Source organism: Microbulbifer aestuariivivens (genome assembly GCF_039545115.1).
Classification (GTDB): Bacteria; Pseudomonadota; Gammaproteobacteria; order Pseudomonadales; family Cellvibrionaceae; genus Microbulbifer; species Microbulbifer aestuariivivens.
The window spans coordinates 174,317-187,775 of record NZ_BAABRT010000002.1 but is presented as its reverse complement, the minus strand read 5'-3'; the positions used below and the strand labels follow the sequence as shown (position 1 = coordinate 187,775).

At 61.6% G+C, this 13,459-nt stretch carries 14 protein-coding genes; 3 read left to right on the top strand and 11 right to left on the bottom strand.

Features of this window, described 5'->3' with window-relative positions:
- Positions 1-3 precede the first annotated feature (3 nt).
- Genes ABEA58_RS02040 through ABEA58_RS02025 form a run of 4 tightly spaced genes read right to left on the bottom strand, consistent with a single transcriptional unit; the run spans position 4 to position 2,625 of the window.
- Positions 4-594 (bottom strand): uracil-DNA glycosylase family protein, encoded by a 591-nt coding sequence (locus tag ABEA58_RS02040; protein ID WP_345548372.1) that lies wholly within the window; start codon positions 592-594, stop codon positions 4-6.
- Positions 591-1,559, bottom strand: a complete 969-nt coding sequence (locus tag ABEA58_RS02035; protein WP_345548370.1) for an esterase-like activity of phytase family protein — start codon at positions 1,557-1,559, stop codon at positions 591-593. Before ABEA58_RS02035 ends, ABEA58_RS02040 begins: the two co-directional genes overlap by 4 nt.
- A gap of 14 nt (positions 1,560-1,573) precedes the next feature.
- Positions 1,574-2,056 carry a YajQ family cyclic di-GMP-binding protein gene (locus ABEA58_RS02030; RefSeq protein ID WP_345548368.1) on the bottom strand — a complete coding sequence of 161 codons (483 nt, stop codon included), beginning with the start codon at positions 2,054-2,056 and terminating at the stop codon, positions 1,574-1,576.
- Positions 2,057-2,088: 32 nt separating this feature from the next.
- Positions 2,089-2,625, bottom strand: a complete 537-nt coding sequence (locus tag ABEA58_RS02025) for a YaeQ family protein (RefSeq protein WP_345548366.1) — start codon at positions 2,623-2,625, stop codon at positions 2,089-2,091.
- 86 nt (positions 2,626-2,711) lie between these two features.
- Between ABEA58_RS02025 and ABEA58_RS02020 the strand changes: the two genes are divergently transcribed.
- The 3 genes from ABEA58_RS02020 (at position 2,712) to ABEA58_RS02010 (ending at position 4,799) form a co-directional block, all read left to right on the top strand.
- Entirely contained in the window at positions 2,712-3,341 is a 630-nt protein-coding gene (locus tag ABEA58_RS02020; RefSeq protein ID WP_345548364.1) for a LemA family protein, read from the top strand.
- A 214-nt stretch (positions 3,342-3,555) separates the two neighbouring features.
- Complete coding sequence (locus tag ABEA58_RS02015) at positions 3,556-4,185, top strand: TPM domain-containing protein (protein ID WP_345548362.1); 630 nt, start codon at positions 3,556-3,558, stop codon at positions 4,183-4,185.
- Positions 4,185-4,799, top strand: coding sequence for a TPM domain-containing protein (locus ABEA58_RS02010; RefSeq protein WP_345548360.1), 615 nt, complete (start codon positions 4,185-4,187; stop codon positions 4,797-4,799). Before ABEA58_RS02015 ends, ABEA58_RS02010 begins: the two co-directional genes overlap by 1 nt.
- 250 nt (positions 4,800-5,049) lie before the next feature.
- Here the strand turns inward: ABEA58_RS02010 and lysS are convergent, their stop codons facing one another.
- The 7 genes from lysS to thrC form a co-directional block, all read right to left on the bottom strand.
- Positions 5,050-6,531 (bottom strand): lysine--tRNA ligase, encoded by a 1,482-nt coding sequence (gene lysS / locus ABEA58_RS02005; RefSeq protein WP_345548358.1) that lies wholly within the window; start codon positions 6,529-6,531, stop codon positions 5,050-5,052.
- A 94-nt stretch (positions 6,532-6,625) separates the two neighbouring features.
- A protein-coding gene (gene prfB, locus ABEA58_RS02000; protein WP_345548357.1) for a peptide chain release factor 2 occupies positions 6,626-7,721 on the bottom strand; the annotation gives its coding sequence in 2 pieces (ribosomal slippage) (positions 6,626-7,648 and positions 7,650-7,721; 1,095 coding nt in all).
- 124 nt (positions 7,722-7,845) lie between these two features.
- Positions 7,846-8,271 (bottom strand): hypothetical protein, encoded by a 426-nt coding sequence (locus ABEA58_RS01995; protein WP_345548355.1) that lies wholly within the window; start codon positions 8,269-8,271, stop codon positions 7,846-7,848.
- A 50-nt stretch (positions 8,272-8,321) separates the two neighbouring features.
- Positions 8,322-8,957, bottom strand: a complete 636-nt coding sequence (locus ABEA58_RS01990; protein ID WP_345548353.1) for a LysE family translocator — start codon at positions 8,955-8,957, stop codon at positions 8,322-8,324.
- Between the two features lie 17 nt (positions 8,958-8,974).
- Positions 8,975-9,883 carry a DMT family transporter gene (locus tag ABEA58_RS01985; RefSeq protein WP_345548352.1) on the bottom strand — a complete coding sequence of 303 codons (909 nt, stop codon included), beginning with the start codon at positions 9,881-9,883 and terminating at the stop codon, positions 8,975-8,977.
- 289 nt (positions 9,884-10,172) lie between these two features.
- The gene (gene recJ, locus ABEA58_RS01980) at positions 10,173-11,900 is read right to left on the bottom strand and encodes a single-stranded-DNA-specific exonuclease RecJ (protein WP_345548350.1); all 1,728 of its coding nucleotides are present in this window, start codon (positions 11,898-11,900) and stop codon (positions 10,173-10,175) included.
- Between the two features lie 71 nt (positions 11,901-11,971).
- Positions 11,972-13,369 (bottom strand): threonine synthase, encoded by a 1,398-nt coding sequence (gene thrC / locus ABEA58_RS01975; protein WP_345548348.1) that lies wholly within the window; start codon positions 13,367-13,369, stop codon positions 11,972-11,974.
- Positions 13,370-13,459: the final 90 nt, after the last annotated feature.

The window sequence follows — 13,459 nt, the reverse complement described above, 5'->3', positions numbered from 1 at the left end:
TGCTCATGATATTTGCCGAAAAATCCTCTTTACTTCTTTTTGCAGCGCGGGCACGACTTGCGCATCGAACCAGGGCCGTCGCTTCAGCCACAGGGTATTGCGCGGGCTGGGATGTGGCAGGGGAAAATATCCCGCGGGCAGGACATCGCCAAAATGGCGCACGTTCTCGTCAAGGCTGCCATACCAGTGCGGCAGGTAATAGCGCTGCGCATACTGACCGACCAGCAGGGTCAACTGCAGCTGCGGCATCTGCTCCAGCAACCGCGCGTGCCAGGTGGCCGCGCACTCCTTCCGCGGCGGCAGGTCGCCCCCCTTGCCGCGCCCGGGATAACAGAAAGCCATGGAAACAATGGCGATGCGGGATTTGTCGTAGAAGGTATCCCGGTCCATCCCCAGCCACTGACGCAGACGATCGCCGGAAGGGTCATTCCAGGGGATGCCGGTTTCATGCACCCGTTTGCCGGGGGCCTGACCGATAATCAGTAAACGCGCCGTTTCCGAGGTCCGCAGTACCGGATTCGGCCCCAGCGGCAGAAACTCCTCACAAATCCTGCAGGCGCGCACCTCTTCCAGCAGCGGAATCAGTGTGCTCATTGCAGCGATAGGGCCTGCGCTTTTGCGACGGGAGGGTGTGCAAGCTTAAGCAGCAGCCCGCGCCGGTCCTGCGGGTCGGCCACACGGCCGACATTGTTATTGTCCAGCACCACATAAATACCGCTGCTGTCGATGGCGAGTCCCTCGCCCTTGCCGAAAGCGGTCTCCTGATACACGTAGGGCGGCGCCTCCTCGATGGCACGGTAATCGATGCACCACTGGGGCAACAGATTCGGCAGTGAGCGCCGACACACGGCAAAGGCATTGCGCTCAAGGGTGTAGAGGGCGCCGTCATAAAACGCCAAACCGGTCAGATCCTCTGGGCGTCCGCGAAAATTCAGCCCCGGCGCCGGCGGAATCTCCAGTAATTGCGCCGGCCCGGCGCCATTAGCAAAACGCACCAGGCCGCGGCGGTTGCGCTCCAGCGCGACCCATAAATCGTCGCCGGCCACAACCAGCCCCTCGCCGGCGCCATTGAAGTGCGCCATAAAATCCCCCTCGCGGGCCGCCTTCGCCCAGCGCAGAGGCAGCCAGCGGGTCTCTCCGGAAGCATTCGCGGTAGCGATCAGGTGATGCCGTTCGCTGACGACAAAGATCTGCTGGCCATTACAGGTAATACCCTCAAAGTCCGCCGCGCCGCCGCCCTGCACCGCGCTCAGCAGGCGCGCCCTCGGCCCGCCATCACTGCTGGCCGGTGCCTGCAGCGCGGCAAAAGTGGCGCGCGGCACCAAAGCTGCGCTGTCACTGTCTGCCGTGAGATTCACGCTGTAGATATCGGCGGAATTTTTATCGGAAACCGCCAGCAGCTCACCGTTACAGAAGCTCAACCCGGAAATATCCAGACCGGCACTGCCATCCAGCCAATAGCTGGCCAGTAACTGTGCCGGGCGCACCAGATCGCTGGCCGCCGCCGGCCCCGTTGCGCCCAGAAAAACAGCGACGGACAACAACCAATATTTGAGCATCCTGATGCCCCCGATCAGTCGCGAAAATTATTGAACTGCAGTGGCTGGTCAAGCTCTTTTCCCCGCAGCATGGCCATCACCTGCTGCAGGTCGTCCCTCTTCTTGCCAGTGACACGCACCTGGTCCCCCTGAATAGATGCCTGCACTTTCATCTTTTCGTCTTTGATCAGCTTGACGATTTTTTTCGCCAGCTCTTTTTCGAGACCGTTTCTCATGGTGATAGCCTGCTTGACCGTCTTGCCGGACTGCTCCAGCTGACCGATTTCCATGGCCAGCGGATCGATGTCGCACTTGATCAGCGCGGCGCGCAGCACGTCCACGATTTGGTTCACCTTCTGCTCCGATTCAGTGCGAATCAGCAGGTTGAAATCATTCATCTCCAGTTCGGCATCCACGCCCTTGAAATCGAAGCGATTTCCCACGGTGCGATTCACCTGATCCACGGCATTGGTCAACTGGTGTTTATCCACTTCAGATACGATGTCAAATGAGGGCATCGGCTTCTCCATTCGGTTTTTATCGAGGGTTTTTATTTGAGTAGTTCGGGCGCGACTTCCACACTGCGGTCATCCGAACTCAGCCAGATATGGCCATCCTGTATGGTCGCCTGTAATTCCATATTGCGATCCGCCAGAGCGGCGAGCGCCTCGCAGGCATCCGCCGGCAACCGGTAAACACTCAGGTTAGCGAAACGCGCCAGGGCCCCATCCAGCTTCTGCCACCAGACCGGCGCCGTACGGCGACCGTAACTGTATAGCAAAACCCGCTCTGCACGGGCACAGGCTTTGCGGATGCGGTCTTCCGACGGCAAACCCACTTCAATCCAGATCTCCAGCTCGCCACCAAGGCTCCACTGCCACAGATCCGCCTCCTCATCGGAGGAGAGGCCGCGGGTGAACTCCAGCCGCTCGGAGGCGTTGAGCGCGAACGCCAGCAGCCGCACCATCATCCGCTCATCGGTTTCAGAGGGGTGGCGCGCCAGCGTGAGCTGGTGGGCGCCATAGTAGTCCCGGTCCATGTCGGCAATTTGCAGGTGGGCCTTGAAGATCGTTGCTTTCAGTGCCATTCGGTTTCTCGTTCAGCAGGTGGACCGGCCGCGGATTGGCGGGGGGCTATTATTGTCGGGCGATTGCGGAAAAGCGGATAACTGCGATGTTTTCACAATTCTGTGGCGGGCGCCGGCCATTGCACTGGCGTCTTACTGCCTGGTCCATACTGGCTCTGTGCGCGCTCTCGGCGAGCGGCTGCGGGGTTAACAACATCCCCACCATGGACGAGCGAGTCAAGGCCGCCTGGGCACAGGTGGAGAATCAATATCAGCGGCGCGCCGACCTGATTCCCAATCTGGTCAAGACCGTCAAGGCCTACGCCGACCACGAGGGGCAGACCCTGCTGGCTGTGACCGAGGCCCGGGCCAAGGTCAACTCCATGCAGGTGGATGAAAACATCATCAACGACCCGGCCAAATTGCAGCAGTTCGAACAGGCCCAGCAGCAGTTGAGCGGTGCCCTGTCGCGTTTGATGGTGGTGGTTGAGCGCTACCCAGACCTCAAATCCAGCCAGAACTTCCTCGCCCTGCAGTCACAGCTGGAAGGCACCGAAAACCGCATCAGCGTTGCCCGGCGTGATTATATCGCCGCGGTACAAGCCTACAACACCGAAATCCGCACCTTCCCCGGCAGGATCTGGCACTCGGTTCTGTACAGCGACCTGCCGCTGCGGCCCACCTTCCAGGCCAGTAAAGAGAACGCGCATGAGGCACCGGAGGTGGACTTCCACTAACGGAAACGAGAAAGGACAGGACAAAACAGGACAGGACAGGACAGGACAGGAGCAGCATGGGTCAACAACAGCGATGATGTCCCTCCGCCCCGCCAGCGCACGGCGCGGAAGCTTCATTTTATTCTGTCTTGCACTCTGTACAGTGATCTGTGCTGCACTTAGCGCAGCAATCGCGCTTGCCAACCCGCAGTTCCCGGTACTGTCGGGACGGGTGGTGGACAAGGCCAATTTGCTCGATGCAGCCGCCGAATACCGTCTGACGGAAATGACCCTGGCCCACGAAAAACAAACCGGCAACCAGATAGTGGTGGTCACTGTGCCCGACCTGCAGGGGCAAACCATTGCCGAATACGGCTACCAGCTCGGCCGGCACTGGGGCATTGGCAAAAAGGGCAGGGATAACGGCGTGCTGTTGATTGTGGCACCCAGCGAGCGACAGGTGCGTATCGAAGTGGGCTACGGTCTCGAGGGCGCGCTGACCGATGCGCTGTCGGCCAACATTATCCACACCAAAATCCTGCCGCACTTTCGCAGCGGCGATTTCGATCAAGGCATCACAGCGGGCATTGAGTCGATCATTGCGGCGATTAAAAACGAGTATGTGGCCGAGCCCACCGAAAACCGCAAAGATCGGCGCCTGGCCCTGCTGGTGGGATTCTTTCTGGTGCTGATTATGTTGCAGCTGTTTGGCAGCTCGCTGCTTGGCGCATCCAGCGGTCGCGGCAGTTACCGGCGCGGGCGCTTCGGGGGATATTACGGTGGTGGCGGTTTTGGCGGCGGAGGCGGAGGCTTCGGCGGTGGTGGGGGCAGTTTCGGCGGCGGGGGCGCATCGGGAGGATGGTGATGCTCACAGATCAACAGCGCCGGCGGGTATCCGAGGCGATTAAAAAAGCGGAATCCCGTACCGATGCCGAACTGGTGACCGTCCTCACAGGGCAGTCCGACAGCTACCTGTATATTTCCACCCTCTGGGCGGCATTCCTTGCCCTGCTGCTGGCCCCACTGATGCAGTTCTTCCCCTGGTGGCTGGACTTGCGCGAGGCGTTTGTCCTGCAATGGGTACTGTTTATCCTGCTGGCCGCGCTGTTCCGCTGGCGACCGCTCACCATGCGCCTGGTGCCGAAACGGGTCAAATACTGGCGCGCGGCCAATGTGGCGCGGAGGGAATTTCTGCAACAGGAACTGCACAGCACCCAGGGTCGGCTAGGGCTGCTGATTTTTGTTTCCGAGGCGGAACACTATGTGGAAATTCTCGCGGATCGGGGGCTCGCCGAACTGATCAACGATGAGACCTGGCGCGATGTGGTCGAGCACTTTATCAGTGAAGTGAAACGGGGCCGCACCGGCGATGCATTTGTCCATTGCATCGAACGCTGCGGCGACCTTCTCGCAGAGGTTGCGCCGCAGACAGTCGTCAAAAACGAGCTGCCCGATCACCTGATTATTCTCGATCAATAAAACCGTCGCCTGCGGAAAATCATCGACCGTTTCAGCCCAGCGCCCGCAATCCAGAGCCAAAACCCTTCCGTAAAACACCGCCCACGGCAACAGCAAGCGCACGGGCAAGAGCAAGAGCAAGAGCATGAAAGAGATACAGGCAGGCAGATGCGGAGGTGGCAGGAGTGCCGTCAGGCGGAGAAAAGAACAGCGCAGCGATCGGGGCCCCAGCACTCAACAGCTGGGCCCCCGATCAGCACCCGATACCGGTTCAGTCGGTTTCCGGGCGCATATGCGGGAAGAGCAACACATCGCGAATCGACGGTGAGTTGGTCAGCAGCATCACCAGGCGGTCGATACCGATGCCCTCACCCGCCGTGGGCGGCAGGCCATATTCCAGCGCGCGGATATAGTCCGCGTCGAAGTGCATGGCCTCGTCGTCACCGGCGTCCTTCTCCGCAACCTGCGCCTTGAAGCGTTCGGCCTGGTCCTCGGCGTCATTCAACTCGGAAAAGCCGTTGGCAATCTCGCGGCCACCGACGAAAAACTCAAAACGGTCGGTGACAAACGGGTTGTCGTTGTTACGGCGTGCCAGCGGTGAAACCTCGGTGGGGTATTCGGTGATGAAGGTGGGCTGGTCGAGGCGGTGCTCGACAGTCTTCTCGAAGATTTCAATCTGTACCTTGCCAAGTCCCCAGCTGTCCTTGAGCGGAATACCCAGGTCCCCGGCCACCTTGCGCGCGCCGTCGATATTGTCGATATCCGCAGCACTCAGGCCGGGGTTATAGCGCAGGATGGAATCGAAAACGGACAGGCGCGTAAACGGCTTGGCGAAGTCATAGCTGCTGTCCTGGTAGGTCACGGTGGTGGAACCCAGCACATCGCTGCAGATGCCGCGCAGCATTTCCTCGGTGAGATCCATCAGGTCGTTGTAGTCCGCATAGGCCTGGTAGAACTCGAGCATGGTGAACTCGGGGTTGTGACGGGTGGACAGACCCTCGTTGCGGAAGTTGCGGTTGATCTCGTAGACCCGCTCGAAACCGCCCACCACCAGCCGCTTCAGGTACAGCTCCGGTGCCACCCGCAGATACATGTCGATATCCAGCGCGTTGTGGTGGGTGATAAACGGCCGCGCTGTGGCGCCGCCGGGAATGACCTGCAGCATCGGCGTCTCCACTTCCATAAAGTGGTGGCCGTTGAGGAAGCGACGGATATAGTCGATCACCTGCGAGCGGATGCGGAACACTTCGCGGGATTCCGGCGTGGCAATCAGATCGACATAGCGCTGGCGGTAACGCAGCTCCTGGTCGGCGATGCCGTGGAACTTCTCCGGCAGCGGGCGCAAGGCCTTGGTCAGCAGGGTGAAATGCTCGCAGTTCACATACAAGTCGCCCTTGCCGGACTTGTGCAGCGCGCCCTGCACGCCGACGATATCGCCGATATCCCAGCCGCCGAAGCGCTCCTTGAGTTCCTTCTGGGTGTTTTTATCCGCATACAGCTGAATACGCCCGGACACGTCCTGTATCACCATAAACGGGCCGCGCTTGGCAACAATCCGCCCCGCCACACAGGCGGAGCCGCCCAGCTCTTCGAGCGCTTCCTTGCTCTTGTCACCGAACGCCTGCTGCAGATCAGCAGCCAGGTGTTCGCGGCGGAAACTGTTCGGGAATGCATCGCCCTTTTCGCGCAGGGCGCTCAATTTCGCGCGGCGCTCGGCGATCAGCTTGTTTTCGTCTTGCTGCATTTCGGTCATGGGAACTTCCAGTACGGAATATTAAAGTGTGTAGGCAAACATCAGGTTTGCGGGGGGCCGCCGCAGTACCAGGCCAGCCACCCGCGAGGTCACATCAGAGTCCGGCCTTGAGGCTGGCCTCGATAAACTGGTCCAGGTCTCCGTCGAGTACCGACTGACAGTTGCTGGTCTGCACACCGGTGCGCAGGTCCTTGATACGCTGGTCGTCGAGGACATAGGAGCGAATCTGGCTGCCCCAGCCAATATCCGCCTTGCTGTCTTCCATGGCCTGCTTCTCGGCATTGCGCTTCAGCATCTCCTGCTCGTAGAGCTTGGCCCGCAGCATCTTCCAGGCCTTGTCGCGGTTCTGGTGCTGGGAGCGCTCGCTCTGGCAGGCCACCACAATGCCCGAGGGAAGATGGGTCAGGCGCACGGCGGAGTCGGTCTTGTTCACGTGCTGACCACCGGCGCCGGAGGCGCGGTAGGTGTCTTCACGCACCTGAGACTTGTCCACCTCGATCTCGATGTTGTCATCGATTTCCGGCGAGACAAACACCGAGGTGAAAGAGGTGTGGCGGCGATTGCCGGAGTCGAATGGCGACTTGCGCACCAGGCGGTGCACGCCGGTTTCGGTGCGCAGCCAGCCAAAGGCGTGGTCGCCGACAAAGTGGATGGTGGCACTCTTGATGCCGGCCACTTCCCCGGCCGAGGCTTCCTCCAGCGTGGTTTTGAAGCCGTGAGCCTCGCCCCAGCGCAGGTACATACGCAGCAGCATCTCGGCCCAGTCCTGGGCTTCGGTGCCGCCGGAGCCGGCCTGGATTTCCAGGTAGGCGTTATTGGGGTCGTTCTCGCCGGAGAACATGCGGCGGAATTCCAGTACCGCCAACTGCTTCTGCAGTCCGTCGATTTCCGCGGCCACTTCCGTCACGGAGTCTTCATCATTCTCCTCCACCGCCATATCCAGCAGCTCGCGGCAGTCGCCGATACCGGAATCCAGATTTTCAATGGTGGTGACGACGGTTTCCAGGGAGGCGCGCTCGCGACCCAGTTCCTGGGCGCGATCCGGGTTATCCCAGACAGAGGGCTCTGCCAGTTCCAGTTCGACTTCGGTCAGTCGTTCTTTCTTGCTGGCGTAGTCAAAGATACCCCCTAAGAACGTCGGTGCGCTCCTCGAGGTCTTTCAGCTGATTCAGCAGCGGGTTGATTTCCATGATCTCTCGGCTTCCGGGCAATTTAAAAGCGGCGCGCATTCTACCGTAGCGCGCCGGGGTACTGCCAGTCGCGGGCAGCGGTCCTGCCCGCGCACCGATGGGAGAGGGGTGAGGCGGGGGCCGCTCAGCGGTCGGCGGAGGGGCAGTCGCGGTGCTGATACTCGATCGGCTGGGCCGGGTCAAAACCCAGCTGCAGGGCCGCATCGAGGGAGTTCTTATTGATCAGATGGAGCAGGATATCGCCGGTCTGGCCACCGCATACCGACGGGTAGGCCCGGTCTGTACGCACGCCACAGCGGGACTCCTGCACCTTTACCCCCTGGGCAGACAGGCGCTCGCCGCTCTTGGCAAGAGTCGTGCCGCCGCCCTCACACTGCATATTGCCGCGGCTTTCGAATATCCAGAGCAGCTCCTCGGGCCTGCCGGCAGGCGCCTGCGTCTTGCCCTCAGGCCCGGCATCACCGCCCGCGGCCGGCTCGTTTTTATCCCCGGGGCCACAGGCGCACAACAGAGCAGCGGCCAGCAGCAGACAAAGGGTTCTAAAGCTCATCAGTTCTCCTCCCTGAGAATTTCGACACGGGCGCGATGGATGACCACCCCTCAGCCAAATGCCAGCCAGCCGCCCACCAACAGCATCAGGGTGCCGGCGATGCGATTGATCAGGCGCACGTTTTCCCCCCGCGCCAGCAGGCGGCTGAGCGTGCGGCCTCCGGTGGCGTAGATCAGCATGCAGAGGGTTTCCAACAGCAGAATAATAGCAACCAGCACCGCCAGCTGTGGCGCGAGCGGCCGCGCCTCACTGATAAACGGCGGCAACAGGGCAATAAAGAAGGCCCAGCCTTTGGGGTTGGCCACCGCCGTCAGGAAACCCTGCAACGCCAGTGCCGAGCGCGCCGGCGGTTCAGCGATTCGGTCCTGCGCCGCCACCATCACCATGCGCCCGCGCGCCCGCCACATCTGCACCCCCAGCCATGCCAGGTAGGCGCCGCCGGCAACCTTGAACAGCTGGAAGGCCTCGGGGTGGCGCAGCATCAATGCGGCGATCCCCAGCACGGCGGAAAGCGCCACCAGCGCCACCCCGGCAAGCTCGCCCAGCATCATCCAGCCGGTGCGCCGCACCCCCACCGTCATGCCGAGGGTCAGCGCCAGGGTCATGCACATACCCGGGGTGATGGATACGAAGAAAAAGGTGGGCACGAACAGGGCCAGCACGGAAAAATCGATTACTCCTAGCATCTCAGCACCTCAAAACCTCAGTGGTGACTCCCCGCATGGGCGCCATAGCGGCTCAGCAGCATGCCGGCCAGCATCAGGCTGCAACCGATCAGCTCCGGCAGCGCCAGCACTTCGCTGAGGATCAGCCAGCCGGAAATCACCGCGAAAACGGCCTCCAGACTCATAATCACGGTAGCGTGTGATGTGGCCGCATGGCGCAGACCCAGCAACTGGAATGTAAAGGCGAGCGCGGTGGAAAAGATCATCATATAGGCGATGGGCCATGCGGCATCCACCGCGCCCTGCAAGGTGGCGTCTTCCACCATCAGCGAAGCCACCGCCGACAGGAATCCACAACACAGAAACTGCACCACCGCCAAACGCAGCGCATGGAAACCCCGCACCAGCCGATCCGCCGTCAGCACCTGAATGGCGAAGGCGAAAGCGCCGGCAAATACCAGCAGGTCGCCGATCAGCTGAGTCTCCGCGGAGAAATCACTGAGCCAGTAGAGGCCCAGCAGCGCCACCGCAATACCGGCCCAGGTCCAGCGGTTGGTGGGCTTGCCCAGCGAGAGTCCGATCACCGATACCAGCAGCATTTCCATACCGGAGATAAAACCGGCACGGCCGGCACCGGTGTAAACGAGACCACCCTGCTGCAGCGCCGCCCCCAGAAACAGCCAGAAACCGAGGATAGCACCGGGACCCAAACAGTCGCGCCAGCGGCTGCGTATCGGCACGCCCGCCTGTGGCGTCGCCACATCCCGGCGCGAGGACAGCCAGTAGACCACTGGAATCAAAATCAAACCGCCGAGGATAAATCGCCAGGCATTGAAGGCCAGCGGCGGCATATGTTCCATCGCGATCTTCTGCGGCACAAATGCCAGCCCCCAGAATAAGGCCGCCAGCAACAGCAGCAGTTCCGCCCTCGCCTGTTCTGCTTTCATCTCGATAAGTCCTTGGAAGAAAGTACTACTAAAAGTCTGTTACCGAACCATCAGGCCCGGCGCTGCACGCCACACTGAACTGCGCACTGAACTGCGCAAAGCAGCTGTGCTGATGCGCGCATACGAAAGAATATTCACCGTATAACCTGCACATAACCTGCACATGGCCCGCGCTGTTCTGCGTTTGCCCTGCGCCGCGCACCACACGAACACAAGCGGCTATTCATTCAAAGCGATTCACCCAAATGAATTCGAGCGGTGAAGGCCGGCGCCCCACAGGGCGGCTCGCTCACAGCGGCTCCAGATGGCTCACCAGCAGCTGCAACGACTCCCGCCCCCGGAACTCGTTAATATCCAGCTTGTAGGCGAGGCGCACGCGGTCGGCGGCCCGAGGCCATTGCTCGGTGTCCACATTGAAGGCAATGGCGTCCAGCGCCAGCTGCGGGCTCGCCTCCGGCGCGACCACCATTTTCAGGTGCCGCTCGCCGACGATACGCTGCTGCAGCAGCAAGAATTCACCGTCGAATACCGGCTCCGGAAACGCCTGTCCCCAGGGCGCCAGGGCGCGGAGGGAGGCGGCCAGCGGCAAGGTGAAATCCGCCGGCTGCAGCGCGCCGTCGGAGTCAATCACCGCCTGCAACTGCCCCTCGGTTAAACGCTTGCGCACCGCAGTCTCGAACGCCTCGGTAAATGCCCGCAGGTTTTGTCGCGGCAGGCTCAGCCCCGCCGCCATGGCATGGCCGCCAAACTTCGAGATCAAATGGGGCTGGGCCGCCGCCACGTCGCTCAGGGCATCGCGGATATGCAGGCCGGGGATGGAGCGGGCCGAACCCTTGATCAGGCCGTTATCGCCATCCGCAAAGGCAATCACCGGGCGGTGAAACTTTTCCTTGATACGGCTGGCGAGAATACCCACCACCCCCTGGTGCCACTGCTCGTCGTAGAGGCACAGGCTCCAGGGAATCTCGCCCTCAAGCCGCAGCCTGTCCAAAGCCGCCATGGCCTCGCGCTGCATGCCCTGCTCGATGGCCTTGCGATCCCGGTTCAGCGCATCCAGCTCCGCGGCCAGTTCCCGCGCCTCCGCCGGGTCGCGGGTCAACAGACAGCGGATACCGGTGCCGATATCGTCGAGACGCCCGGCGGCGTTGATGCGCGGGCCGAGAATAAAGCCGATATCGGTGGTGGAGAGCCGGCGCCGATCGCGCCCGGCCACCTCCAGCAGCGCCTCTATACCGGGCCGGCAGCGGCCGGCGCGGATACGGGCAATGCCCTGATGCACGAGGATGCGGTTGTTGTGATCCAACGGCACCAGGTCGGCCACGGTGCCGAGCGCCACCAGGTCGAGGTATTCCGCCATGTTCGGCGCGGCGATGCCGGACTCGGCAAACCAGCCATTCTGCTCCAGCGCGCTCTTTAGACGGCTGAGCAAATAGAAAATCACTCCCACACCGGCCAGGTTCTTGCTGGGGAAATCGCAGTCCGGCTGATTCGGGTTGACGATAGCATCCGCCTGCGGCAGCTCGCTGCCGGGCAGGTGGTGGTCCGTAACGACGACTTTCATGCCGGCGGCGCGGGCGGCGGCCACGCCATCGATGCTGGAGATTCCGTTGTCCACGGTGATCAGCAGGTCCGGGGCCGTCTCCTTGGCCACCGCAACAATTTCCGGGGTCAGGCCGTAGCCAAAATCAAAGCGGTTCGGCACCAGGAAATCGACCTCCGCGGCACCCATAGCGCCGAGGGCGAGCACGGCCAGGGTGCTGCTGGTAGCCCCGTCCGCGTCGAAGTCGCCCACAATCAGGATGCTTTCGCCACTGCGCACCGCCTGTTGCAGGATGCGCACCGCCTCCGGCAGGCCGCGCATGGTGTCTGGCGCCTGCAGGCGATTGAGACGGTGGTCGAGGGCGGCCTCACTGGTGACGCCGCGGCCAAGCAGCACTCGCTGCAGGATTTCCGGTGTATCAGAAGCAAAACGGCCAGTGGACAAATCCACTGGCCGTCGCTGAATGGTCTTGTTCATTCTCGCTCAGTTTGATCAGTTGTTGCGCGAGCTTCCCGGGGCCGGCAGCCCCACAAGAGGTGGGGTGGCGGTCAATCGGCCCCGAGTGCCGTTGCCATAAAGTCGTGGACCCTGCCAAGCTCGTTGGGCAGCACTTTCATGCGCTCCTCGCGCTCGAACAGGTCCTGCATATGGGGCGGCAGGGGAATCTGCTCTGTGGGCAGCGCGCGGGCCACCGCATCGGGGAATTTTGCCGGGTGCGCGGTCGATAAGCAAACCATGGGATCGGCATTCGAACGCCGCACCTTGCGCGCGGCCTCGACCCCAATCGCGGTGTGCGGATCGAGGATATAGCCGCAGGATTCGTACACGTCGCGGATAACCTCCACAGTGCGCAGGTCGTCCACCTTCCAGGAGGAGAAGACCTCGCGCGCCTGGCCCAGCGCCTCTTCGCTGAGGTGCATGGGCGCAGAGCGGTCCGCCAGCAGGTCGGTCACGGCCGCGCCATCGCGGTCGTAGAGGTCAAACAGCAGCCGCTCGAAGTTGCTCGACACCATGATATCCATGCTCGGCGAGAGGCTGTGCACCAGCTCCCGGGGCGTGTGGTCATTGTCGCTGATGCAGCGGTGCAGGATGTCGTTGGCATTGGTGGCGATCACCAGCTGGTCGATGGGCAGGCCCATCTTCCGCGCCAGATAGCCGGCGAAAATATCGCCGAAGTTACCGGTGGGAACGGAGAAGTTCACCGCCCGGTCCGGCGCACCGAGGCTGACGGCCGCATAAAAGTAATAAACAATCTGGGCCATGATCCGCGCCCAGTTGATGGAGTTGACCGCCACCAGACGACGCCCGTCGGGCAGGAAGGACTGGTCTGCGAAACTGGCCTTGACCATATTCTGGCAATCGTCAAAGTTGCCCTCGAGGGCGATATTGAACACATTGTCCGACAGAACCGTGGTCATCTGCCGCCGCTGTACTTCAGACACGCGGTTGTGGGGATGCAGAATAAAGATATCGATATTGTCGCAGTGCCGGCAGCCCTCGATCGCCGCCGAGCCGGTGTCACCGGAAGTGGCGCCCAGCACCACCACACGCTCGCCGCGCTTTTTCAGCAGATGGTCGAACAGCTGTCCGAGGAATTGCAGCGCGAAATCCTTGAACGCCAGTGTTGGGCCCTGAAACAGCTCCAGAATCCACTCGTTACTGGCGGTCTGCACCAGTGGCGCAATGGCTGTGTGGCGGAAATTACTGTAGGCACGCTCGATAATGCCGCGCAGCTCCTCGTCGCTCAGCTCACCACCCACGAACGGCTGGATAATCCGAAAGGCCAGCTCGCGATAATCGAGTCCTGACATCGCGCGGATTTCCTCGCGGGAAAAGCTCGGCAGGGACTCCGGCACGTACAGGCCGCCATCACTGGCGAGACCGGCAAGAACGGTGTCAGAAAAAGAGAGCGACGGCGCACGGCCGCGGGTGCTGATAAATTTCACGGTGTTTCCGCTTACTAAACCAATGGAACAATGTGGAAAATGAAACAGGAGATGAGATTGCCGGTGCAGCTGGGGCTGAATGCGGTAGCG

Bases quoted from the DNA above. Each gene is read 5' to 3' on its own strand.
- recJ (WP_345548350.1), bottom strand. From the start codon at position 11,900: ATGAACAAGACCATTCAGCGACGGCCAGTGGATTTGTCCACTGGCCGT.
- ABEA58_RS02035 (WP_345548370.1), bottom strand. From the start codon at position 1,559: ATGCTCAAATATTGGTTGTTGTCCGTCGCTGTTTTTCTGGGCGCAACG.
- ABEA58_RS02020 (WP_345548364.1), top strand. From the start codon at position 2,712: ATGTTTTCACAATTCTGTGGCGGGCGCCGGCCATTGCACTGGCGTCTT.
- lysS (WP_345548358.1), bottom strand. From the start codon at position 6,531: ATGACCGAAATGCAGCAAGACGAAAACAAGCTGATCGCCGAGCGCCGC.
- ABEA58_RS02025 (WP_345548366.1), bottom strand. From the start codon at position 2,625: ATGGCACTGAAAGCAACGATCTTCAAGGCCCACCTGCAAATTGCCGAC.
- ABEA58_RS02010 (WP_345548360.1), top strand. From the start codon at position 4,185: ATGCTCACAGATCAACAGCGCCGGCGGGTATCCGAGGCGATTAAAAAA.
- ABEA58_RS01985 (WP_345548352.1), bottom strand. From the start codon at position 9,883: ATGAAAGCAGAACAGGCGAGGGCGGAACTGCTGCTGTTGCTGGCGGCC.
- ABEA58_RS02030 (WP_345548368.1), bottom strand. From the start codon at position 2,056: ATGCCCTCATTTGACATCGTATCTGAAGTGGATAAACACCAGTTGACC.
- ABEA58_RS02040 (WP_345548372.1), bottom strand. From the start codon at position 594: ATGAGCACACTGATTCCGCTGCTGGAAGAGGTGCGCGCCTGCAGGATT.
- ABEA58_RS01995 (WP_345548355.1), bottom strand. From the start codon at position 8,271: ATGAGCTTTAGAACCCTTTGTCTGCTGCTGGCCGCTGCTCTGTTGTGC.
- ABEA58_RS01990 (WP_345548353.1), bottom strand. From the start codon at position 8,957: ATGCTAGGAGTAATCGATTTTTCCGTGCTGGCCCTGTTCGTGCCCACC.